The sequence below is a fragment of the Pedobacter ghigonis genome (genome assembly GCF_903166585.1).
Lineage (GTDB): Bacteria > Bacteroidota > Bacteroidia > Sphingobacteriales > Sphingobacteriaceae > Pedobacter > Pedobacter ghigonis.
This window is the reverse complement of sequence record NZ_CAESCM010000001.1, coordinates 510554-535800: the sequence shown is the minus strand read 5'-3', so window position 1 is coordinate 535800 and position 25247 is coordinate 510554. Positions and strand designations below refer to the sequence as shown.

Genomic DNA, 25247 nt, shown 5'->3' with positions numbered 1-25247 from the left:
AACGATGATGGCTTCATCATAATTGAAAAATAAATTATATAAAGATGAAAAAGATATATTTTTTCCTTTTAGCAATATTTGGCTTAACCGCCTGTAATAAGCTCGATTTAAATCCACTGTCAGAAGCAGCAACTGGTACTTTTTATTCGAACCAAACCGAGCTTGAACTTGCCGTAAACGATCTTTACCGATTGGATTTCTGGCAGAACGACAGTGAATTGTACAGTGATAACGAATGGCACAGGGGCCAGTTAACCAATGCCGTTATAGGTGGCACCATGACGGCTGAAGATGGTACGGTAAGCAATTACTGGTTAACAAGTTATAAAGCCATTGCCAGGGCAAATTCTTTTATTGCCAATAAGGACAGAGCTGCGGGAAGTACGCCGGCAGCGGTAATTTTAAAGCTCGAGGCCGAAATGAGATTGATCAGGGCCTACCAATACGCTAAACTGATTGCGCACTTTGGCGATGTTCCCTTTCTTACAGATCCCATAGAGTTATCAGCAGCATACGGTATAAAAAGGACCGCCAAAAGCGAAATTTTAAAATTTATTTATACAGAATTGGATTTTGCAGCTCAAAATCTCCCAGCCAGTTATACCGCATCCAGTGTTAAAAGGCTAACCAAAGGCGCGGCTTTAGCCATTAAGGCAAGAACGGCCTTGTACATGGGCGACTATGCAATTGCCCGCGATGCTGCAAAGGGAGTAATGGACTTAGCTACAGCTGGCACTTATGCCTTAAACCCAAATTTTGCCCAGTTATTCTTAAAGGCAGGCGAAAGCAGCAAAGAGTTGATTGTCAGCGTGCCGAGAGAGCAGGCGCAGAATGTATCAAGCTCGGCTGCATACGTTCAGGATAATATATCTAGAAATGCAGGCGGTTTTGGTGCCCAGCTGCCTACAAGGGAAATTGTTGATGCATACGAATGTACCGATGGAAAGCCAGTTAATGAATCACCGTTATACAATCCCCTCGATCCCTTCAAAAACAGAGACCCACGTTTAACCGCCACGGTAGTTGAATTTAATACCTATTGGTTGGGCTACAATTATAGCCCCCATCCAGATTCTTTACAGGTTTGGAGCAATAAACTGGCCCGGAAAGTAACCAATAACGACACCCGCAGGGTAGCAGTGAATGCAAGTTTTACCGGTTTCCTTTGGAAAAAAGGAATTGATCAAACCTGGGCCGACCGTTTAACAGAAGATAATGATGCCATCATTATCCGTTATGCCGAAATGTTATTAACCTATGCAGAATCGAAAATAGAATTAGGCGAAACTGATGTTGCCGTTTTAGATGCCATTAACCAGGTTAGGGCAAGGGCTTACGGCGTTACAGCAGCACAAACAACTTTGTACCCGGCAGTGGTAACTACCGATGTAACCGAACTGAGAAAAATTGTACGCAGAGAAAGGCGGGTAGAATTTGTAAGAGAAGGTTTACGGTACATGGATCTGATCAGGTGGAAATTAGCAGAAAAAGCTTTAAGAACACCGGTAATCGGTTTACCCGATCCGGCCAATCAAAACCGCGCGAAATGGCCTTTTCCAGGAAAAACACCAATTGATGCAGATGGAATTGCAGATTACTCGGGTTTTGGCGCTGATGTGAAAATCCTTGTGAACAGAAGTTTTGATAAAAGCAAGCAGTATCTGTGGCCAATTCCTGCGGTAGAAAGGCGGGTAAATAACAACATCACTCAAAATCCAAATTATTAACATAAGGTGGCCGGAAGAAAACCTTCCGGCCTTTTAATCCAGCACATGAAAAGAAACCTCATATTAAAATTAAGCGCTATAGTCAGTTCGGCTATTTTTACTGCCCACTTTGCCCAGGCTCAAACAACAAAACATTTACAGGTAAGTGGCGTTTATCCACACCTGGCTACTTTTAACGAGGGTTGGGAAAAGCAAAACTGGTTAAAAAGCAGTAGTAAAAGCTATGGTGATGGTGGCGAAAATGGCATTGGTGCCATTACGCCCTGGGCCGGCCAGCTTTGGATGGTAACCTACTCTCCACATATGCCAAAGGGAAGTTCTGATAAGCTTTATAGCATTGATAAGGATATGAATGTTACCATTCATCCCGAAAGTATTGGCGGTACACCCGCTAACAGGATGATTCATAAAGAATCAAACCAATTGATTACCAGTAATTACTTTATTGATAGAGCAGGGAAGATCAGGACCATCCCGTTTTCAGTTATGCCTGGCAGGATGACCGCTACGGCGCGCCACCTTACCGATCCGGTAAACAAGGTTTATTTTTACGACATGGAAGGCATGCTCTACGAAGTGGATGTAAACACGCTAGCCGTAAATAAATTGTTTAACAAACCTGTGCCAGGCTGGCATGGTAAAGGTGCTTATACAGCACAAAATCAGTTGGTAGTGGCCAACAATGGTGAAGAAGCTGTATTTAAATTGAGCAAAGACATGCTTGCGGCAGGTGATTTGCCAAAAAATGATGAGGAAAAAGGTGTTTTAGCTAGTTGGGATGGCAAAACATGGAAAATTATTGAGCGGCGCCAGTTTACCGATGTAACCGGTCCAGAGGGGATTTACGGTTCGCCAAATGATAAAACCCCACTCTGGAGTATTGGCTGGGACAAACGTTCGGTAATGCTTAAATTATTAGATAAGGGGCAATGGTACACCTACCGCTTACCTAAAGCCGCACATACTTACGATCATAGAGGCGGCTGGTATACCGAATGGCCACGTATCCGTGAAGTTGGTAATGGTAAAATGCTGATGGATATGCATGGCATGATGTACGATTTTCCTAAAAGCTTTTCGAGGAACAATAGTGGTGGTATTCTGCCAATAAATAGTCATTTACGCTACATACCTGATTTTTGTAGCTGGAATAATCAGATTGTGATCGCTACCGATGAAACCACGGTGCTGGAAAACCCATTGGCCGGAAGGGCGCAATCTAACCTCTGGTTTGGGCAGTTTGCCGATTTAAAAACCTGGGGTGCGCCAACCGGTTGGGGTGGCCCCTGGGAGAATGACGATGTAAAAGCTAACGTTGCATCCGATGCTTTTTTAGTAAATGGTTTCAATCAAAAAGTATTACACCTTAAAGCCAGTAAAGCGGTTGCGGTAACCTTGCAGATCGATAAAGCCGGAAACAACAAGTGGGAAGATTATAAAACCATTAAGCTTGGGGCGAATGTTTACCAGTATTTTATATTTCCAGCCGATTTTAAAGCCACCTGGATCCGTTTTAAAACCAATGCAGATTGTAATGCTACAGCATTTATCCATTTTACAGGCGAGCCCCGGGCAAAGCAGGAAAACTTGTTTAAAGCACTGGCCAACATCACAGATAAAGAAGCCATTCAGGCCAATATTATCCGACCTGCAAATTTTAACAAGAACCTGCAGGTACTAAACACAAACGGAAATAAATATTCGGAAATTGATGAGAGACTCACTGTAGCAGCAAACGCGGCTGATAGTACCAGCCAGATGCTCCGTTTAGGTGCCTTTAAAAAAGGATATACTGTTGATGATGCTTCGGTAATTGTGACCGATAAAACCGGCACTTTTCGCATACCAAAAGGATCGGCTGAGTATGAAACTTTCGCCTACAGGGACCGCAGGGAAATTGAATCGGAAAGGTTTATGCTGAATATTACTGGCAGCTTTTATGAGGTAGGCCGCGAAAGCGGATTTATTGCCTTGCGCCCCGTAACTACACACCATAAGAAAATAGTCGATTTCTGTACCTGGAGAGGATTATTGGTATTAAGCGGTACGAAAAAAGATGCGCAGCCAGACGGTCAATATTTTGGTAATGCAGCCAATGGCCTTTGGTACGGTGGGGTAGATGACCTGTGGAAAATGGGCAAAGCTGTAGGAACAGGTAGTGTGTGGAAGAACACACAGGTAAAAGCCGGAGAGGTTTCGCTTCCCTATTTAATGACCGGCTACGATCAGAAGAAAGTTTCGATTACTGCAGATCAGGACGTAAATATTACCCTTCAGGTAGATTTCGATCTGACCGGTTTTCACAAGTACAAGACATTTAGTGTTGCAGCGGGTAAAACTGTAACCTACGAATTTCCAAAAGGGTTTAGTGCCCATTGGGTGAGGGTATTAGCCGATAAGAACTGCCTGTCCACAGTTACTTTTATCTATCAGTAAGTTATGGAAAGAACTGAAGAAAAAGGCATCTGGCAGCACCTGTTCGGTACAGTGGTTATCGTGGCGGCCCTGGGCTATTTTGTAGATATTTACGATCTACTGTTATTTGGTATTGTGAGGATCCCGAGCCTGGTAGATCTCGGATTAGACGAGAACGCACAATCCATTCAGGGAGCCAGCATACTGAACTGGCAGATGAGTGGGTTGCTCTTGGGGGGCATACTCTGGGGGATCCTGGGCGATAAGAAGGGGCGGCTTTCCGTGCTCTTTGGTTCGATTGTTACCTATTCCATTGCCAATTTCGCCTGCGGATTTGTTCAGGATGTAACAGTATATAAAGCCCTTCGTTTTATCGCCGGAATAGGTTTGGCCGGCGAGCTGGGAGCAGGCATAACATTGGTTTCGGAGAGCCTGCCTAAAAAGCTCAGGGGGATAGGTGCCTCAGTAGTTGCAGGCGTTGGGCTACTTGGAGCAGTTGCAGCCTACTTTACTGTAGAACTGTTTAGCTGGCGATATGCCTATTTTACAGGCGGTGGTTTAGGGGTACTTTTACTCTTTTTGAGGGTAGGAGTTTTCGAATCGGGCATGTTTACCCAGATCTCGGATAAAGCACAAATCCGCAAAGGAAGTTTCATGTTGTTCTTTACCAACCCCCGCCGTTTAAAACTATACGCAAAGTGTATCGGCATTGGACTACCCACCTGGTATGTTATAGGCATTCTGGCTACTTTCAGCAACGAGTTTGCAAAGGCCATGGGCGTAACAGAACCAGTTAAACCCGGCTTGGCAGTAATGTGGTGTTACATTGGTCTGGCAGTAGGCGATTTGCTGAGTGGCGTACTTAGTTACCTGCTGGCCTCAAGAAAAAAAGCAGTAACTATTCTGATGGTTTTTACCCTGATCGGAACCATTGTTTACCTCTATGCCGGAATTGAGAACCCTACAGGTATATATCTCATGTGTTTATGGCTGGGCTTTGGAATAGGCTACTGGGCCATGTTTGTAACCATTGGTGCCGAACAGTTTGGTACAAACCTCAGGGCAACAGCCGCCACAACCATACCGAACATGGTGAGGGGAACAGTTGTATTGATGACAACTTTTTATGCCTGGCTAAAACCCGATTTGCTGGCCTTACATTCAGCTGCAATAATAGGTGTAATCTGTTTTGGGATAGGGATTTATTGTATTCTCACCATTCCCGAAACGCATGATAGAGAGCTTAATTTTATTGAGCAGGATTAAACTGTTTAAATGAGATAGGAATTAGTGGATTGGTTGTAATGCCAGGTGGGAGGATTCCCGTCTGGCATTTTGTTTATTTAATTTTGCTTGTTTTTATGTGGTAAATATCATAAGTTGTTGATTTGTAGCTGTATAAGCTAAAATGTAAATTTAATAGGTTAACCACCCTTATTTTATATTTTTGTATACAATTGTTTAGTCTTTATAAATAACTTTGCAGGCTGTTGGTGAAAATGTTGTGATTTAATCATTCTTTAAAAAATAATAGAAAATATTTAAATGGATGCCAATGCTTTGCGTGCTAGTAATCAGTTTGCTTTCGATGCTCTTGATCTTTGCTGTCAGAAAATCATCGAAAAAATGGGCGGCAAGTCTATTGAAGATTGGCGATTAGCTGATTACAACACTTTGAGCAGCCAGTTGGGTAGCCAAACCAAAGTTTATCTGAGCATCAATACTTTAAAAAGATTATTTGGACAGCTAAAAACCCCCGAACGTTATTTCCCGCAAAAAGCCACCAGAGATGCCCTGGCGCAGTTTGTTGGCTATCGCGACTGGCATGAGTTTGAGCTTATAAATGAAGTAGGCAAGCGTGTTGAATTAAAATACACAAAAGCCGTTGAAATTAAAGCAGTAACCGAAAAGCCCAATAACTACAAAAAAATAACATACGCTGCTTTTGCAGTTGCGATTTTAGCACTGGTTGTTATTAGTCACCTGTTAATTACAAAAAGAGACGAAGTTATGCCGCTAAGCGCTCAGCTGGTTTGTGAAAATCCTTTCGGAAGTGTTCCGCATACGGCAGTATTTAAGTTAAAAGCTGGTGCTCACTTAAATAAAACTTTTCAAATCAATTTTATGGACGAGGCTACCGAATCATCGATCAGTGGGAAAAAAGAGGTTGCCAAGTTTTTTAGAAATCCGGGGGTAGTTTACGCAACGTTAATGTTCAATAAAAAACCGCTTGATACGGTTGCCATATTTATGCAAACCAAAGGTTGGGTTGCCAACTCAGGCAACGATACTTCGAGGGCCTTTCCGATAGCAGGCCTCAAACCCTTAAACCCCAAAAATATTTACGTTTCAAAAGAACAGCTCGATTCTGCTGGCTTAGCTACTAATAAGCCATTTTTGGTTGGTTTTAGTAATATTAAGCCTTCTGGTATCAGCGGCGATAATTTTTCATTTAAATGTCGCGTTTTTGCTGAACAGAGCAGACCAGGCACACAATGTGTAGAGACCACAATTATTATCCTCGGAGAAAAACACCGCCACCTTTTAACGCTCAACAGGCGCAATTGTGTTGCCTTCTCTCAATATAAGTTTTCCGAAAAAAGAGTTGTCGGATCGGAGCAATTTCTAGGTTCGCTGGCATTTGATCCGGTAAATGGGGGAGATATCGAAATCCGTGTGGTAAATAAACGCGCTTCAGTAATCCTTAACGGAAGAAAATCACTTGATGTTAGCTACCAGCAATCTATAGGTAAGGTAATGGGCATTAAGATCTTGTTCAGTGGCATTGGTAAGGCCATATCGCCTACATTAGCAGATTTATCTACCAGTGAAATTTTCTAACCGGGCTTTCCTTGCGGCTGGTTTAGCTACAGTTGCTTATTATCCATTTTGAGCTTTGTTTTAGTCTTAATTATTTAACTGTCAATATTTTAACTGTACATTATTTTGTCTGTTGATTTGTACGGTTAAACCTTTCTTTCCTTTCATTTTCGAGCTAACTTAGGATTAACAATACCGCAGTGATTTTATCTTGCATAACACTGCGGTACAAAAAACAACAAAACAATATGTTCTGGCCAGAATAGATTGAGAAACTGTTTGAAAAGTGAATCAAAAAATCACATGGCTATCAGGTGGGTGGAGACATTCAACTCTGGCGAGTGTTTTGGGTGTTGTCTTCACCGCCCACTTGATATTTCACAGAAATTTAATCAGTTGCTGAATTCATTAAAAAACCTAAATCTAAAAATGAAAAGAACCACAACCCTTTTAACTTTATTAAGTTTATTCGTTCTTTTTGCATTATCGTGCAAAAAGGCAGAAATTATTCCGGATGGGAATAGCGGAACAGACACCTTTAACGGGCCAAAGAAACAGGCAACAACCAACATCATTACCCATACCCGGAACCTGGCCGTAGTTTATTTTATTCCTTCCGATCTGGATACCTTACCCAATTGGAAGAAACGGCTCAGTGATGTGATGCTTTATGCACAAGACTGGTATCGGACTGCCATGAACAATGCAGGTTATGGATATAAAACTTTTGGCTTAAAACAAGATGGCACAACTGGAAATGCCGAAATTGTAATGATAAGAGGAGCAAATCCAAAAGCCAGTTATGGAACCAGTGCTACGGCCTATACCACCGAAATTAATAGTTATTTTGCCTCACACCCTGGTTTAAAAACAAGTAACCATGTTTTGATTTTGGTACCTGCTTTTGGGTATGATAACAATAGCACAGAAGGGCCACAGCCTCTGGAAGGCGTACAACCCTTTTACGGATACGGGAGGTATTGCTTCGCAAACGATAATCCCTACATGGATATGGCATTGAAGGGAGTAGTGAACCCCGGACGTAATAATTTCGCCAAATGGGTAGGAGGTATGATGCACGAGCTCGGACATGCCTTTAATGCACCACACGATAGGCAGTGGGTATCGCAAAATACCTATTCAAACGGAACCAATCCGAATTACAATATGGCCATGATGTGGTTAAGTAATTATTACTTAGGTATCAGGCCCTGTTTCTTAACCGATGCAGAAGCCGCTACCTTTAATAACTGCGAGGTTTTTAATAACGATATTAAAACTTACTACGGCACAGTAACCTCAAAAATAAACCGGATTTACGCCACTTATGATACCGGTCAGGCCGCTATCATTGTTTCGGGTAAATACACCAGTAATGGTACGGTTAGTAAAATCCTATACTACAACGATCCCAATGTAAATAATGAGGGTACTGGCACGAATAAAGATTATAATGCCATTACTTGGGCAACTGCACCAATAGGAACCGATAGCTTTCGGGTGGTGATACCCATAGCCGAACTGGAGGTGAAAACAAATAATATTCCATACGAGCTAAAAGTGAAACTCGTTCATGATAACGGTACAATTAACGAAACCATTTACGCTTATACTTTTCTCAATTCGCTTCCGGTTCTCGATTTTTCATACCGTACAGAATTGCCGAAAACCGGATGGTCGGTAGCAGGATTTAGCTCGCAGGAAACAGCTGCGGCTGGTAAAGCTATCGATGTAATTGATGGCTCGGTTGCAACCTTCTGGCATTCGCGGTGGTCATCTAATGCGGCTATTTATCCGCATTTTGTTACCATCGATCTTGGTTCATCAAAAACAGTAAATGGCGGTCTTTCGCTTACCCAGCGTGCAGGTGCCAGCAGGGCCATTAAAGATTTCGAATTACTCATCAGCGGTGATGGGACTAATTTCACAAGTGTTTTCAATAAGCAGGCCGCTAATAACGACGGAACCCAATACTTTGGTTTTAGTTCGCCCAAAACATTCCGCTATTTTAAAATTATTGCCAGTAACTCGTGGGATGGTACCCAAAACGCAGCACTGGCAGAGCTTGGCCTTTACTAAGGCGCATTTTACATTAACACTGTTAATCGTGTAACAAACCAAAGCCCAAACCTGTTCAGGTTTGGGCTTTGTTCAATTAAGCTGTAAATGCTTTAAAACGGTGCTTGATAGTTTAATTTTCAATTTCAGTTCCATCAAGCTTAAACTGGTAAGGCCACTGATCAAATTGCTTAGCCCTGTTTTCAAGTTTAGCATGCTGTTTGGGGGCGCCCATAACAACGAGCCAAAGGTATTTGGTGTTTTTAGGCGTCGTAAATGAAGCATCGTTGCTATTTTCATCCAGTACTTTGCCATAAGTGCGTTTTCCTTGGTTACTGTATGCTACAAAACCATATTTCCATCCTGCCTGTTCTGGATGCGGGCAATAAAAGCCGGTAGCACCAGCAATTCCTTTAAACTGCAAACGGATTGGTTTGCCATTGGCAGGCACTTTTAGCTTGATGGCATTATAACCATAATTTTCAGGGCAGTTTTCGGCCGCAACCTGGTACCAGCCATTATCCATAGCCTGTAGCCTGGTGTGGTGCTGGTTTGCATACTGATTGGCAATTTTTTCTACCCTTTTAAGATCCCAGGTTACAAAGCGCCTGGCGGCATCAAAAGCTTCAACATTAAACTGATCCTGAGTAGTCTGGGTAATCCGTTTATATGTTTGTACAGGATCTTCTCCTTTTTTTACCTGGTTGAGCAACTTGCCATAAAACTGTTTGCCATGCCTTTGTGCCCAATATTCAAGCATAAAAGGAGCGTGGTATTGATTTTCGGGATGTAAAAAGGCATGATAAGTATTGTTTAGAAAAGCCTTTAAATGAAAGTTCTCGAAAGTGAGCCAATCGGGGTAAACCTGCCACAACAGGTATTGGGCGCCCATTTCGTTTATTGATCCGTTAAAGCCAGTGTTGCTGTTGTCGCAATTGGCGATAAACTGGAAAACATGCCCCAGTTCGTGCGCCAGAACGCCATAAGGTTCGGTGTTTATGCGCACGGCAGGCGACCACAGAATACCAACTTTGTTTTCTTCTCCCCAGCCGTAAGCGGTAGAATTATCGCCTCCGGTAATAAAAAACAAAACCTTGTACTTATCGCTAATGGATTGGCCTTTCTTTAGCACTTTCAGCTCATCAACATAATAATTGTAGTAGCGCTCCAGCTCAGTGAGCATTTTGCTGATGTTAAATCTTTTGCGTTCGTTCGTGTTCTGCATCGGATCATCGCCATACTCTTTAGCCCAGTAAATCGCAAAATTTGCCGATTGTGCGCTCCTTTTATTGCTGTACTCGCTTAGGTTGTTACTGAAATCATTATTCTCTGGAACCGTCGAAATTTTTTTGGGTAGGTACACCTCTTTTACCGGATCGGCGTAAGCAATTACCTGCACACTTAGCGCCAGAAAGAGTATTATGCTTGATATTTTTGTGATAAGGGATAATTTAGTATTCATGGTGAAAGTTCTTGTCATTTTGAAGCCGTAACTTTTAAAACTACGCTTGTTCTGTAGCTATTTACCTCCGGGTTAAAACCGATGGTCATTAGAAAATCGCCCGAATATACCTGCTCCTTATCGATAGGGGATTTGGTGTTGGGGTAGAGGTTAATCTCTTCTATTTTGTACTTTTTAGCAGGGTCTAAGCCTTTTAATTTAATGGGCAAAATAACGCCGTTGGTAAACAGGGTAGCCACATAATAATTGAAGACAACCGCCTGGTCTTTATTGTCGTTAACATAGGCGATAGATGCAATCTTATTTTCGTAAGGATCCTGCAGACGGTACTGTTGTCCGTGCCAAACAATATCTTTAAAACTATTGTAATTTTGAACAGCATGCTGGCTGAAAAGGAGATCGTTTTTGCTAAGCTCGTTTACGCGTACATCGTAGCCCAGTTTACCCATCATGGCCACATCAGTTTTAAATTTAATGGGTTGCTTGCCCATGTCGGTAATGTGGTTATCCACCGCTATTGACGGGAAATAATACGAATATTCCCATTGGATAAAAATACGGTCGTAAGCATTGGTGTTATCGCTGGGCCAAAATTCGGTAAAGTATTTCAGCGCGGCATAATCAACCCGAGATCCACCTCCGGCACAAAGCATCATTGGCGTTTTCGGATATTTCTTTCTGATCCTTTCCAATACGCTGTTCAATCCGCGCATATATTCCAGGTAAAAGTGATCCTGATTTTTTAAGGTAGGGGAGTTGGCATTGTAGATGAGCGAATTGCAATCCCATTTAATAAAAGCAAGTTCAGGCACTTCTTTAAAAAGGTCTTCTACGGTTTGATATACAAAGTCCTGAACTTTAGGGTTGCTTAAATCGAGCACCAGCTGATTGCGCATGTAATATTCCTTTCGTTCGGGCTGTCTGACAATCCAATCGGGATGGTTTTCGTACAATTCACTTTTAGGGTTAACCATTTCGGGTTCAATCCAGATACCAAATTTTACCCCACTGGCAGTAGCTTCTTTACCCAGGGCACTGATTCCGTTTTTCAGTTTCTGCTTGTTATACTGCCAGTCACCCAGGCCCGAGGTTGAACCGTTACGCGGATATTTATTGCCAAACCAGCCATCGTCCAGCAAGAAAACATCTACGCCCAGTTTTTTGGTGTCTTTGGTTAGCTCATTTAATTTCTCATCGTTGAAATCGAAATAAGTGGTTTCCCAGTTGTTTAAAATGGTCGACCGTTCGCCTTTACCATCGGCCAGCTGATAATTGCGGGCCCAGTTCTGCAGGTTACGGCTGGCCTCGCCCTTTCCGTTCGAAGCGTAGGTATACACAAAGCGTGGGGTGATGAAATTTTCGCCTGCTTTAAGTGTATAATTCGAAGAGAAGTTATTGATCCCTGCGGTAACGCGCACATAATATTCGTCGAATGTTTCGTATTCGAGTTTAAAATTACCGGTCCACTCTAGCGATCCAGCTATTACTTCGCCCAGATCTTCGGTAGCAGGCTGATCGATGGAAAGCATAAATGATGACGAATGGAGCAGGTTGGTACGGGTTCCCAGCTTCGAATCGATGGTTTTAATGCCGTGTAAAAGTTGCTGTTCTTCCGATCGCATTTCGCGCGTAGCACCGCTATAATGACTTTTCAGAAAGAATTTTTTTCCGCTTAGGGTTAGGTTGGCCGAAGCATATTTGTTTAAAACGACACTGCCTTTCTCCCTATGGGTGATTTCGGCCCATTGTTCAATTACATTTTCGTTGTAATAGGCCAGGTATTTTAAAGTAACGCTGAAATTGTATTTCGGGTCTTTCAGTATCACACTCGTCAGCTTCCGGTTCTGATCCAGTTGCTCCGTTTTAACATCGCTAAATGCAAGTACGGTGGATTTATTGCCATCGGCATGGGTAACGCTCAGGGCTGGCTCGAGCAGGTTGAGTGCGCCCGAAGCAATATAGGCTTCGCGTTTATTCAACAGATCATCCGATCCGGGTTTATATTTATCTAGCTTTTGAATAGCCGGATATTCGCTGCTATTTGCCAGTTTTTTACCCAGATAGGTCGAAAGCAATGCCTGGTCCTGATCAGTCTCTAAAATCAGTACGTTACTCCTAGTCGCAATTTCAATGGTTTTTTGCGCATAACTCATTAATCCTGTAGCCATGAATAGTGCAAACAGGGTAAAATATTTTTTGGTCATTATCGGTTTTTAGGTGATTAAATATTTAATAGTTTTTACAAAAATATCCCTAACAAAATTGAATAGCTGGCTAAACGGAGATACAAAGCGTGAACAATATTCTGTATGGATAACCAATTGTAGTTTAATGTTTTATTGAAAGTGTTTCTTGTTTATGGATAACTTGTTTTCTACAATTAATACCGTATTATGGCTCTTTTTTAGCTGTTTTAATGCCGATTTGCCTGCTTAAACGAAGCATGAATCTCCAATTATGCGATTATAGAAAAAAATAATGAGGCCTGTAACGATTAGGGCTGCATTTGCGAAAATGAAGTTATATTGAGATAATAAATTGCTATGTTGAAGTACTTCGTCTGCCTTTTTGGGCATTGAGCCAATTCATGTAATTCTGGCGTTAGATTTATACCACTGTATAGCTTATTGTGGTGTGTTTGGCGAAAACGATAAGCGCAGGGCTGAGCCGCTGATGTACTTGCAGGAGGCTTTTTTGGGGGTATTAAAATTTAGCTAAATTTTTGTATTGGGCTAAGCCCAATACAAAAAAATGCGATTAGTATCCGGTATTTTGTACCAATTGTTTATTCCGGTCTACTTCTGCCTGCGAAAAAGGCAACACGTTGTTCTTTTCGCCAAACTTTAGCGGAACGCCTGCAGGATTTTTTAGCGGAGCCAGTTTAGCTTCCATTAAATTCCTTCTTTTTAGGTCGAAATAACGATGGCCTTCTAAAGCAAGCTCGATTCGTCTTTCGTGAAGAATAAAATCTCTCAGCTTATCTTTAGTATTGTACACCGTTTGATCAACAGCAGGCATTTTTACACTTGTCCTGTCTCTTATATCGTTTAAAGCTTTATAAACAGATGCATCTGGGCCGCTTTCTTCATTTTTAGCCTCTGCGTACATGAGTAATACATCGGCATAACGGATGTGGATGATATTCTGATCGGTTAAAGGAGTCTTGGTTCGGTCGAAGGGTAATTTCGAAAGGTCTACATATTTCTTTTGAGAGTAAGTGGTAAGCAGGGGATCTGATTCGTTAAAAACCGATCCATCCGGATTGATATACTTTTCTGTAGGTACTTTTATCGTAAACTTTAAACGCGGGTCTCTGTTGGTGTAAGGATCGGCCGCATTATAGCCCGAGCCAGCCTCGCCTATCATTTTCCCATTGCTCATCTCGTATTCATCAACCAGGTTTTGGTAAGGGGCAATACTACCGTACCAGCCCAGCTCTACCAATACACCCTCTCCGTCTTGCGGATTATTAGGCGCAAGGTATTTAGTAGAAAACATGATCTCGGGGTTATTAATCTGTGTAGCGGTAAGAAAAAGCTTATCATAACCACCCTGGTACAGCTGGAATTTTCCTCCTGTAATTACATCGTTCGAAAATTTAGCGGCCTGTGCCCAGTTTTGCTGAAATAAATAAACCCTGGCTTTTAGTGCCTGGGCACTACCCTTTACCGCATGGCCTGAATAGGCACCATCGGGTAAATTGGCAATAGCAAAGTCTAATTCCTGGTGTACAAAGGTTAAAACATCTTCTTTTGTGCTTTTGGCTATTTTACCTTCATCAACCGTTTTTGGAGCGGTTTTATAAAGTACTACGCCGCCATAAGCCTGTACCAAATCAAAATAAAACATAGCCCTTAAAAAGCGGGCCTCAGCTTTATATCCATTTTTAGCGGCTTCGCTGCTGGGCGCCTTGTCAATATTATCCAAAAAGAAATTACAGCTGGCAATGCCTGCGTAAGGCGTATCGTAAAATGCACCAGGTATATTGGTTGGATTAACTATGCCCTGGGTTAAATTGCCGAAGCCGAAAAAAGTATGCCGGTCTAAAGCGTTGTCCGAATAGGTATCTAACCACAATTTTCTAGCACCATAAAAGCCAGCCTGTAATTTCCGGTAAACCCCGGTAAGGCCCATTTGGGCATCTGCATCACTTTTCCAGAATGTTTCGCTTGAAATGGCTGCCGTAGGATTTTTATCGAGAAAATCTTTTTTACAGGAAGTTAACATCCCCATAATTATTAAAACAGCCAAGCTTATCTTGTTATATTTTGTTTTCATTTCTATATCATTTAAAATGACCTAATACTTAACTTTTAGCCCTATGGTATAAATCCTGATCTGCGGAAATTGCGCAAATCTTCCTGATCCGGCTCTCTCAGGATCATTGCCTTCATACTTGGTCCAGGTAATCAGATTATCTCCCGAAGTATAAACCGTTACCCCGCTCGATCCGATTTTCTTGGATATATTATCAGGTAAGGTGTAAGAGAGGTATAAATTCTTCAGGCGTAAATAAGAAGCATCCTGTAAAAAATAGGTAGAGTTGTAACCGGCTACACCTGCATATCCGGTAAGGTAAACTGCTGGTATGGTATTGCTCGGGTTAGTTGGTGTCCATGCGTTAAGAAATTTGGTTGGCGGAGCTGAACCTTGCATAAATGGTTCGTAACCCCATTGGCTTACGTTAACTTTCTGCCCCTCTACACCCTGAAAAAATGCGCTCAGGTTAAATCCTTTCCATCCTGCATTTAAACTAAACGAATACGTATAATCGGGAAAGCTGCTGATGCGGATCCTGTCTTCAGGCCCAACAGTGCCATTTCCACTTACATCTCTTATTTTCAGGTCGCCAGGTTTTAGCACACCCGAGTTCGGTTGTTTAGGCGAGCTGTCTATCTCTTGCTGACTTTGAAATACCCCGATCCAATCGTAAACAAAGAAATTGTTAAACGGTTGGCCCACTTCAAACGTTCCGAGTGTTTCAGTAATTACTTTGGTTACTTTGTTTCTGTAGCGGTGAAAAATGAAATTGGCACCGTAGGTAAAGTCGCCAATGCGGTTCTGGTGCCTCAGTTCAATTTCTATACCTTTATTCACCATGGCACCGGCATTTACTGTTGGTGCTGCAAGTCCGAAACTGGTAGGAAGATCGGTACGGGTGGCCAAAATATCGGTTGTATTCTTTCTATAATAGTTAATGGTTGCACCAAATAAACCTTTATACAAATCGAACTCCAGACCTATATCTCTAACCGATGTTTTTTCCCAGCGTAAATTCTTTTCTACCAGTCTGGTAAGTTGCACACCAGAGCTTAAGCTCGAAAACGGATATGTAGTGAGCGAAAGAATATCCTGATATGGATAGTAGTTTAAATTTCCATTGGTTACAATTTCCTGGTTACCCAGTACACCATAAGATGCTCTTATTTTTAAGTTATCGATCCATGAAAAGTTATCTTTAATAAAGCTTTCTTCAGATATTTTCCAGGCAGCCGATCCTCCACCAAAAGTTCCCCAGCGGTATCTTTCATCTACTCTTGATGTTCCGTCATGCCTGATGTTACCTTCTAAAATATACTTTTCCTTATAGTTGTAATTTACCCTGCCAAACAGCGATTGAAGCGCCCATTCAAATGAATTACCACCTAATGTTTGATTAAGCGGCGAGCTTCCATCCAGCTCCATAATGGTGCTGTTAGGAAAATCGAACCTGCCGCCACTCAGGTTGGTACTTCGGTTATCTTGCTGTTCGTATCCAGCTAATACACCAAAATTATGGTTGTTGGCAAAAACTTTATTGTAATTTAATGTACTGTAAAAAGTTTTGGTAATGTTCCTTGCTGAGCTTTGCTGAAGACCGGCAAAGTTTGAATTACCGTTACCTACCTCCTGATAAACACCAGCTGCATTGGGCTGATAGGCAAATGAAGGGCTTCTAAACTGGCGGTTTCTGAAATCCTGGTTAAAGAAGGTAATTGCACCTTTTGAAAGCCAGTTTAATCCTTTAATAATATTGATATCAATATAGCCCTGTGCATTTACGTTGTAGTTTTTTGTAAACTGAGAGCCTGTATTGTACACTTCTTCGGGTGTACGGTTTGTTCCTCCGCTCGATACGTAATCGCGGGTAGCTATTCTGCCGCTTCCATCGGGTAAAAATGGCTTAAAAGTAGGGGCAGCAGCATAGGCCAATAACAACAAATCATCGTTCACTAACCATGGTGCCTTTAAATCCTGAAAAGACATGTTAATGTTAGCGCCTATTTTTACCCTCGAATGTACCTGAGTAGAGAAATCAAGTAAGCCATTGTACCTTTTATACAAATAGCCTTTGGTAATGCTGTTTTGATCGAGGTAATTCAATGAAACATTGTAGGTGCTTTTAGTGGTACCGCCCGAAAAACCCAGGTTATGGTTATGGATAGGACCTTTTCCTAAAATATATTCAAGCCAGTTAAAATTAGGGTATTGTTCATTGTTTGGATTGTTTCTGTAAGCATCTATCTGGGCCTGTGTATATTGCGCTGGCTGGCCGCTCCTGGCTTTGGCCTGGTTATACATTTCCATATAGGTAACCGAATTGGTAATCAGATCAGGCATTCTGGTCGCCTCGCTGATACCATAACTGCCATTATACTCAATAACATCAGTACCCAGTTTGCCTTTTTTGGTGGTTACCAATATTACGCCGTTAGCTGCCCGGGCACCATAAATAGAGGCCGAAGAAGCATCTTTTAATACCGTTACATTTTCTACATCCTGTGGAGAAAGGTTATTAATCGAGCCTATAATTCCATCAACCAATACAAGAGGTGCCGAAGAGGCACCATAGGAGCCTAGGCCACGTAGCCTGAAACTGCCATTATCTCTGCCGGGCTCACCGGTTGGCTGTACAATGTCAAGTCCGCTGATCCGCCCCTGTAATAAATTTGCAATGCTGGGCACCGGTCGTTCTGTAATGGTTTTGCCCGAAACTGAGCTCACTGAACCAGAAAGGTTGATTTTTTTTTGTGTGCCATATCCTACAACCACAAACTCATCCAGGTTAGCCGACATTTCTTTGAGTGTGATGCTGATAAATGTACGGTTGTTAACTGCCACCGTTTGCGTTTCAAAACCTATGGCTGATATGGTAATTTCATTTTCTCCTGTAGCAAGTGTCAGGCTAAAATTGCCGTCAACATCTGTTGATACTCCCCGTTTTGTTCCCTTAATCAGGATATTTACATTTGGAATGGGCTTACCATTCACATCTATAATTTTACCCTTGATATCTATTTTTTCTGATTTTTCTATTATCCGCTCGGGCAGCACTTTCTGCCTGCTCAGAATAATTGATTTTTGCTTTATCTCAAAATCGAGCTTTTGATCTTTTAGGATAATTTTTAACGCCTCATTTATAGGTGTCTTCTCTAAATTAACCGATATTACTGCCGCCCTGTTTACAATCGAAGATTCGTAGAGCACAACATATCCTGTTTGTTTTCTAATTTGTGAGAAAATGTTCCGCAGATTTTTATTTGTCTCTTTCAGCGTTACATATTGGGCAAAGGTAGAGGCCCTTATCTGCAGGATAAAGGTTGCCAGAATGACTAGAGTCAGTTTCATAATACGCAATGTGCGTTTAAATGTAATATCTTGAATACCACACTTAAACAGATGGATAGATTTCATAAATTTGTTTGTTTTGGTTGATTTACGAATGCCTTCTCATCGTCGAAAATTTGCAGGCAATCGTGTCTTAAACGATAAAATAATTCCATTTTAGGTTGTCATCAAAACATCCAGTCAGTCCTGATTTGGTTCAGGGCTGATTGTTATAAACAGGTTCTTTTGGATATCTTGAATGACCAGGTTTAATAAGCTTATTTCATAACGATTATTCTCCTTTCTTCAATTTTTAGGTGTATATTTTTTGTTGATTCCAAAATTTCCAATACTGTAGATACATTTTCGTACCTGGAAACACCACCGCTATATAATTTATCCTTATCCACATCTTTTGCATATTCAATATCCAGATTATACCATCTCGATATCCGGCGCATAATGCTTTCCAGAGGTTCGTCCTCAAAAAGAAAAACGCCATCCTTCCATGCTACAGCATCGTCTGCATTTACATTACTCAGGGTAAACTTTCCGCCTTTATCAAGTGCTGCCTGCTGATCTGGTTTTAACAAATGACTTACCGATCCTTGTTTAACTTTTACGCTTCCTTCCAACAGGGTAGTTGTGGTTGCAGGTTCGTCGGCATAGCTGTTAATATTAAAATGAGTGCCGAGAACTTCCACTTCCTGGTTGGCTGTGCTTACAACAAAAGGATGTGATTTATCCTTAAAAACTTCGAAATACGCTTCTCCCTTTAATTGAACCCTGCGTATGCCCTTATCAATAAGATTAGTTGAGTAGGTAATACTCGATGCTGCATTAAGCCAGACTTTTGACTTATCGGGTAAAATAAGCAAATAGGTTTCGCCACGTGCAGTTGAAAGCGTGTTAATCGAATTTTTTTTAGCACTCCCATTGGCAGTAGGTGCAAATTGATAAGCCAGCTCTCCGTTTTGCATTTTAGTAATGCTTACACCGGTTTCTTTGGCTATTTCGCCATTTATTGCATCGCTTAGTTTAATCTTTTGTCCGTTTGCCAGTGTTAATGTGGCTCCCGTTTTGCCGGGAACTATATTTTTTACCGTAGCCGTTTCTTTTCTGGCAGGAGGGGTGTTTGTTTTATAATAGCTGATACCAATACTGATTACTATAAAGGCGAGTGCAGCGGCAATAGAGAGGCGTGGCCATAAACGTTTTTCACGGTGTAAAGGTAAAGCACTTGAAAGGGCATTCATCTGATTTTGCAGCTCTTTTTCGCTTAAGGTAAATTCTGGAAATTCACCAAAGTCTATCCACCTTTCTACCTGCTCTTTTTCGAACTGGCTACAGTTACCCGACTTGTATTTCTCAAGGAGTTGCTTTGCGTAATGTTGATCCATCTACTAATTATATTTGGCTGTTATTAGTAGTTAGTCAGTTATGAAGCAACTTAGGGTTAGTCGTTTTTGAAAAAAAATTAAAGTAAAAAAACAATGCTTAGCATAGAGCCCAGTTTCATCTTTAATCTTTTGAGTGATTGGTACATATGGGCTTTAACGGTTTCCTCAGAAAGATTGAGTAGTTCTGCAATCTGTTTCCGGTTGTAACCGTTTTTACGGCTCATTTCAAATACTTTACGCATTTGTGCCGGTAGCGCATTAATTTCCCTATTAATGAGGGTTTCGAGTTCATGGTGCCGTACCACATGATCGGTAACGTCCTTTTCGCTCGATAGATATAGGGTGAAACTATCTAAATAACGTGCAGAAACATGCTTATGGGCAATGGCATTGGCTACTTTGTTTCTCATAGCGGCATGCAGGTAAGTAGATAATGAATGCTCGATTACCAGGTTTTCGTGATTTAGCCACAAGGAAAGAAATACTTCATGAACGATATCCCATACTTCTTCTTTTTCTCCCAGTCTGCGAAAAGCAAAAAGGTATAACAATCTTTTATAACGGTTGTAAATTTCGGTGTATGCCATACGGTCTCCTTCACGCAACATCTGAGCGAGTAGTTGGTCTGTGTATGTATTATACTTGGTCATTAACTCGGTTATATCAATATAATTGGATAAAAAAACAGCATGATGCACCAATTCAGGGATGGGATAACGGCTGGTTCGTATGCGGTTAAACCGCTTTTGGTAGTTTCAGGATTTATATTTGGTTGTACATGTTTTATATTGCTTCGCGGCAATAGTATTAAATCAGTGGAATAAACTGACCTACAGTGCAATTAAATGATAAAGTTAGAATTAAAATTAAATTAAATTGGCAAATTATTACCTGTTATTGGTAAAAATGTTTTAGCTAAGGCGATGCGATTTCTGCAAACTTACGGCATTTTCCCAAGGCAGATTTCTACAGTTCTTTGGATTTTAAATCCATATATGGTATTGTTTATTTAAGATTGAGGTTGAAAGACGGGATTGCAAATTCCGATTAACTGGAATCGACAAGGCTTGTGGGATTGGAGCAGTTGTAACAAAGAGAAAATGCAGAAGTGGTACTCGTATTTAGTGAGGTTGATCTATATAGAGTGAACGTTGCCCACCCTATATAGATCAACCTTAAAGATAGTGAATAAATGTTTAAACATTTATTCCACGCCACCCCCTAGTGAGCGGTAGAGGTCGATTATGGCATTGAACTGATCGCGTTTGATTTCTGTTCTTTCCAGTTCGTTCTGTAAACTGTTGTTTTGTGCTACAAGTACTTCCAGATATGTTGCCATTCCACTCTTGAAAAGTAGCATCGCATCACGACCTGCTTTGTCGAGCGCAGTCCTTTTTTCGTCTACAAGCAACGAACGTTCTTCTGCATATTTCGATTTCGCCAATGCATCCGATACCTCGCCAACGGCTGTCATTACCGAAAGCCTGAACTGCTCTGCCGATTTCTGTTGTTCGAGCTGCGCAATTTCGTAGGCCGTTCTCAATTCCTTTTTGCGGAAGATCGGCTGGGCAATATTACCGGCAAAATTTCTTGCCAGTGAACCGGGAAGATCAAACCAGTTGTTGAACTTAAATGAATTCATGCCAACAGAAGGGCTAAGGCTGAATGCCGGAAACATGGCTGCTTTAGCCAGGCCTGTATTGGCATTTGCGGCCATTACCGCATATTCGGCAGCTTTAACATCTGGCCTGCGGGCAAGCAAATTTGCCGGTACACCTGTAGGGAACAATCTGGTGCGGCTTAATTTGGCCCTGTCTGATGCTCTTTCAATCCGGTCTGGAAATTTTCCGCAGAGGATACTCAATGCATTTTCCTGTACCACTATATTTTGCTTTGTTAAAGGAACAAGCAGTTCTGCTGTTTTTTTCTGTGCTTCTGCCTGGGCTACCGCCAGTGAATTAACTTGTGCCGATTTAAACTGGATCCGGATCATTTTCAATGTACTATCACTCAGTGCAGTGTTCCGCTCGGCAACCCTTAACTGTTCATCCAAAGTAATCAGGTTATTATAACTCTGTGCTACCTGTGCTATTATTCTGGTTCTTAGTGCCGAGAGGTTTTCTTTCTGCATCAGGTAGTTTGCTTTGGCTCCTGCTTTTTGCATTTTTACCTTGCCCCAAATATCTGCTTCCCAGGATAGGGAAAGCGTGGCATTGAAATCATCCAGGTAGCGCTCGCCCGTAAACTGCTGATTTAATGATCCGTTAAGCGAATTCTTTGAAGGGAAATTCCTAGATGCACCAATGGCAAGATCAAGCGAGGGAATCAGCCCCAGCTTAGCCTGTTTGTAAGTAAGGTTAACCTGTTCGAGGTTTAACATGGCTACCGATACATCCATGTTTTTTACCATCGCCTGGTTAATGAGTTCAACGAGTTTCGGGTCCTGAAAAAAAGTTTTCCATGGCAGTAGCACCGTATCGCCTGTTACCGGAATCTGTTGCCTGTAAACCACAGGGGTTTCTATCGCCGGACGGCTGTATTTTCTGCCCACAGCGCAAGAGCTTAGGTAAAGGGCCGTACCCAGCAGCAGATATATATTGATTTTAGCTAATTTCATATTAAAATTTACTTTGCTTGAACCTTGTGTTCTTCTCTCTTTATGGAGATCTTTTCTTGCAGAAACTGGAAAAGGATGTATAGTAGCGGAATTACGAATACACCTAATATTACCCCGCTAAGCATACCAATTGCAGCCCCGGTACTGATTGACCTGTTGCCCATGGCAGAGCCACCGGTTGCAGTCATTAAGGGGATCATCCCCACAATAAATGCGAGTGAGGTCATAATAATCGGACGCAATCTTGATTTCGCGCCATCGATAGCCGATTCAACAATGCTTAATCCTGATGCCCTTCGTTGAACAGCGAACTCTACAATCAGGATTGCGTTTTTGGCCAGTAGCCCCACAAGCATAATCAAACCTACCTGCACATAAATGTTGTTATCTAGACCAATGCTTTTAATTGCAGCAAAAGCACCAAGTACTCCTGTTGGAATAGAAAGCAGCACCGAAAGCGGTAACAGGTAACTTTCATATTGGGCAGCCAATAAAAAGTATACGAAAAGCAGACATAACCCGAGAATCATTACCGTTTGATTGCCTGATGATTTTTCTTCTAAGCTTAAGCCTGTCCATTCGTAACCATAATCGCCAGGCAAGGTATTGAGTACGTTCTTTTCGAGCGTTTCCATAATCTGTCCGCTACTCGCATCAGGGTTGCCAACCACGCTAATGGTCAATGCATTGAACAGATTATATCTCGACAGTGATTCCGGCCCATATACCTTGTGCATTTTTACCAGTGATTTTACGGGTACCATCTGGTTCTGATCATTACGGACAAAGATTTCATTGAATGCATCTTCATCTGTTCTGAATACACCTTCGGCCTTAACGTTTACCCGATAGAATTTTCCAAACCTGGTAAAGTTCATGCTTTGATCGCCGGAAAAGTAGGTCTGGATCGTGTTCATCATCCCACTGATGTTTACGCCCATCTGGTTGGCCTTGTCTTCATCAACATCGAGTTCTAGTTGCGGGTAATCGGTTCTAAAAGTTGTATAAGCGTACTGAACGCCTGGTTGCTGCATAATCTGGCCAATAAGCTTATCCGACATGGCTTTTAAAGCTGCAGGATCTTTTCCAGATTTATCCTGAAGCACAATCTCTGATCCGCTGGTTACCCCATAACCATCTACCGGAGGGCTTCTGAATGCCATAAGACTCCCTTCTTTAATTTCTGCAAACTGAGCGGTTAGTGAGGCCATGATCTGGTCGATATCCTTTACTTCGCCGCGTTCTTCCTTTGGTTTTAACTTAACGAAACCCATGGCATAAGCCGGACTTGCGCTGTTAGAGAGGATATTGAAGCCGGTAATCGAAGTGCTTGTTTGTACAGATGGCGTTTTAGAAAGGATCGTATCAATTCTTTTCGTTACCGCTGTGGTACGGCCAAGGCCTGTTCCGGGCGGCATGCTCAAACTAAAGATGATAAAACCATCATCTTCCATAGGGACAAAGCTTTTTGGCGTACTCATCATCAACCATCCTGCAAGGCCAGTAACTACAAGTACCAATCCGACACCTAACCATTTCTTGTTAATCAGCAATTTAAGCCCTTTGATGTATTTTCCCGTCAGGTTATCAAAACCCGAATTGAAAGCGATAAAGAAACGTTTCTTAAAGCCCGCTTTCTCTGCTTTTTCTCCGTGGCCACCGGCATGGTTATTTTTTAACAACAGTGCGCAAAGGGCGGGGGTTAAGGTTAAGGCATTAACCGCCGATATAATAATTGCGATGGCTAGTGTATAGGCAAACTGTTTGTAAAAAATACCCGACGAACCGGTCATAAAACCAATTGGGATAAATACGGCCGACATGACCAGTGTAATGGAAATTACCGCCCCGGTTATCTCGCCCATGGCACTGTGGGTAGCTTCCTTACCAGTCATGTCCGAACCTTCCATTTTTGCATGCACGGCTTCGACTACTACAATGGCATCATCAACCACAATACCAATGGCCAGCACCAATGCAAACAGGGTAAGTACGTTGATGGTAAAACCAAATGCCAGCAGGAAGAAAAATGTACCCAGTATGGCAACCGGGACCGCAATAGCCGGAATAATTGTTGAACGCAAATCCTGCAGGAAAATAAACACTACAATGAAAACCAGTATAAAGGCTTCGATGAGCGTATGCTTTACCTGACCTGTAGCCTCATCCAAACGTTCTTTTGAACTTAATAAACTGGTGTGCGAAATCCCCGGAGGAAATGATTTTGCCGCTTTTGCAAGTTCGGCCCTTACACCAATTTCGATCTCGTTCGCGTTTGATCCCGTAGTTTGGAGAATAGCCACGGTAACTGCATTTTTTCCGTTAGAGGTAGAGTTACCGCTGTAGCTCAATGAACCGAATTCTATCCTGGCCACATCTTTTAAACGGACCAAATCTCTGCCGTTCCGCTTTATCACAATGTTCTCGTACTCTTCGGGTTGGTTTTTCTTCCCTTTGTACCGCATTACATATTCAAGTGCAGCGTCTGATTCTTCACCAAGTTTTCCGGGGGCAGATTCGATACTTTGGCTGGCAATGGCCTGGTTCACATCATCCGGAATGAGGTTATAACTTGCCATTTTTTGTGGGTTTAGCCATACCCGCATCGAATAATCTTTTTGACCGAATACCTGCGCCTGACCAACTCCGGGAACTCTTTTAATGCCAGGAATGAGGTTAATGTTCACATAGTTTTGCAAAAAAAGCTCATCATATTTCTTATTGTCATCTGTATAGATGTTGAAGATCATGATCATACTGTTCTGCTGCTTGGAAGTGGTAAGCCCCATCCTAATCACTTCCTGCGGAAGGATCGGGGTAGCCTGTTGCACCCGGTTTTGTACGTTTACAGCCGCCTGATCGGGATTAACGCCCTGTTTAAAAATCACGGATATTGAGAAAGTACCGTCATTACTTGCTGTAGACTTGATGTACTGCATGTTCTCAACGCCGTTAATCTGTTCTTCAAGTGGGGTTACCACCGAGCGGATTACAGCCTCACTGTTACCTCCGGGATAACTGCCCGATACCATTACGGTAGGCGGAGAGATATCCGGAAACCTGGTTACAGGTAAGCGCGTTAAACCGATGATACCCAGAATGAGGAGCACCACGGAAATAACCGTAGCCATTACGGGCCTGTCTATTATCTTTTTTAACAT

At 42.1% G+C, this 25247-nt stretch carries 13 protein-coding genes; 5 read left to right on the top strand and 8 right to left on the bottom strand.

Annotation, left to right across the window (positions count from 1 at the left end):
* Positions 1 to 44: 44 nt before the first annotated feature.
* From HWV58_RS02220 to HWV58_RS02200, 5 genes are all read left to right on the top strand, one after another.
* The gene (locus HWV58_RS02220) at positions 45 to 1727 is read left to right on the top strand and encodes a RagB/SusD family nutrient uptake outer membrane protein (protein ID WP_175632495.1); all 1683 of its coding nucleotides are present in this window, start codon (positions 45 to 47) and stop codon (positions 1725 to 1727) included.
* A 45-nt stretch (positions 1728 to 1772) separates the two neighbouring features.
* Positions 1773 to 4163 carry a hypothetical protein gene (locus HWV58_RS02215; protein WP_175632494.1) on the top strand — a complete coding sequence of 797 codons (2391 nt, stop codon included), beginning with the start codon at positions 1773 to 1775 and terminating at the stop codon, positions 4161 to 4163.
* Positions 4164 to 4166: 3 nt separating this feature from the next.
* Complete coding sequence (locus tag HWV58_RS02210) at positions 4167 to 5408, top strand: MFS transporter (protein WP_175632493.1); 1242 nt, start codon at positions 4167 to 4169, stop codon at positions 5406 to 5408.
* A 279-nt stretch (positions 5409 to 5687) separates the two neighbouring features.
* Positions 5688 to 6983 carry a hypothetical protein gene (locus HWV58_RS02205; protein WP_175632492.1) on the top strand — a complete coding sequence of 432 codons (1296 nt, stop codon included), beginning with the start codon at positions 5688 to 5690 and terminating at the stop codon, positions 6981 to 6983.
* 408 nt (positions 6984 to 7391) lie between these two features.
* Positions 7392 to 9041 carry a discoidin domain-containing protein gene (locus tag HWV58_RS02200; protein WP_175632491.1) on the top strand — a complete coding sequence of 550 codons (1650 nt, stop codon included), beginning with the start codon at positions 7392 to 7394 and terminating at the stop codon, positions 9039 to 9041.
* Positions 9042 to 9153: 112 nt separating this feature from the next.
* Here HWV58_RS02200 and HWV58_RS02195 read toward each other — a convergent pair whose 3' ends face one another.
* The 8 genes from HWV58_RS02195 to HWV58_RS02160 form a co-directional block, all read right to left on the bottom strand.
* Positions 9154 to 10500, bottom strand: coding sequence for a DUF6055 domain-containing protein (locus HWV58_RS02195; protein ID WP_175632490.1), 1347 nt, complete (start codon positions 10498 to 10500; stop codon positions 9154 to 9156).
* Positions 10497 to 12686, bottom strand: a complete 2190-nt coding sequence (locus tag HWV58_RS02190) for an alpha-galactosidase (RefSeq protein ID WP_175632489.1) — start codon at positions 12684 to 12686, stop codon at positions 10497 to 10499. The genes HWV58_RS02195 and HWV58_RS02190 overlap by 4 nt, the downstream gene beginning before the upstream one ends.
* A gap of 553 nt (positions 12687 to 13239) precedes the next feature.
* Positions 13240 to 14760 (bottom strand): RagB/SusD family nutrient uptake outer membrane protein, encoded by a 1521-nt coding sequence (locus tag HWV58_RS02185; protein WP_175632488.1) that lies wholly within the window; start codon positions 14758 to 14760, stop codon positions 13240 to 13242.
* 21 nt (positions 14761 to 14781) lie between these two features.
* A complete protein-coding gene (locus HWV58_RS02180) occupies positions 14782 to 18090 on the bottom strand; it encodes a TonB-dependent receptor (RefSeq protein ID WP_175632487.1) in 3309 nt (1102 codons plus the stop codon).
* A gap of 257 nt (positions 18091 to 18347) precedes the next feature.
* Positions 18348 to 19469, bottom strand: coding sequence for a FecR family protein (locus tag HWV58_RS02175; RefSeq protein ID WP_175632486.1), 1122 nt, complete (start codon positions 19467 to 19469; stop codon positions 18348 to 18350).
* Positions 19470 to 19546: 77 nt separating this feature from the next.
* Positions 19547 to 20119: an RNA polymerase sigma factor gene (locus HWV58_RS02170; protein WP_175632485.1), complete on the bottom strand. Its 573-nt coding sequence runs from the start codon at positions 20117 to 20119 to the stop codon at positions 19547 to 19549.
* A gap of 554 nt (positions 20120 to 20673) precedes the next feature.
* Positions 20674 to 22086: an efflux transporter outer membrane subunit gene (locus HWV58_RS02165; protein WP_175632484.1), complete on the bottom strand. Its 1413-nt coding sequence runs from the start codon at positions 22084 to 22086 to the stop codon at positions 20674 to 20676.
* An 8-nt stretch (positions 22087 to 22094) separates the two neighbouring features.
* Positions 22095 to 25247: an efflux RND transporter permease subunit gene (locus HWV58_RS02160; protein ID WP_175632483.1), complete on the bottom strand. Its 3153-nt coding sequence runs from the start codon at positions 25245 to 25247 to the stop codon at positions 22095 to 22097.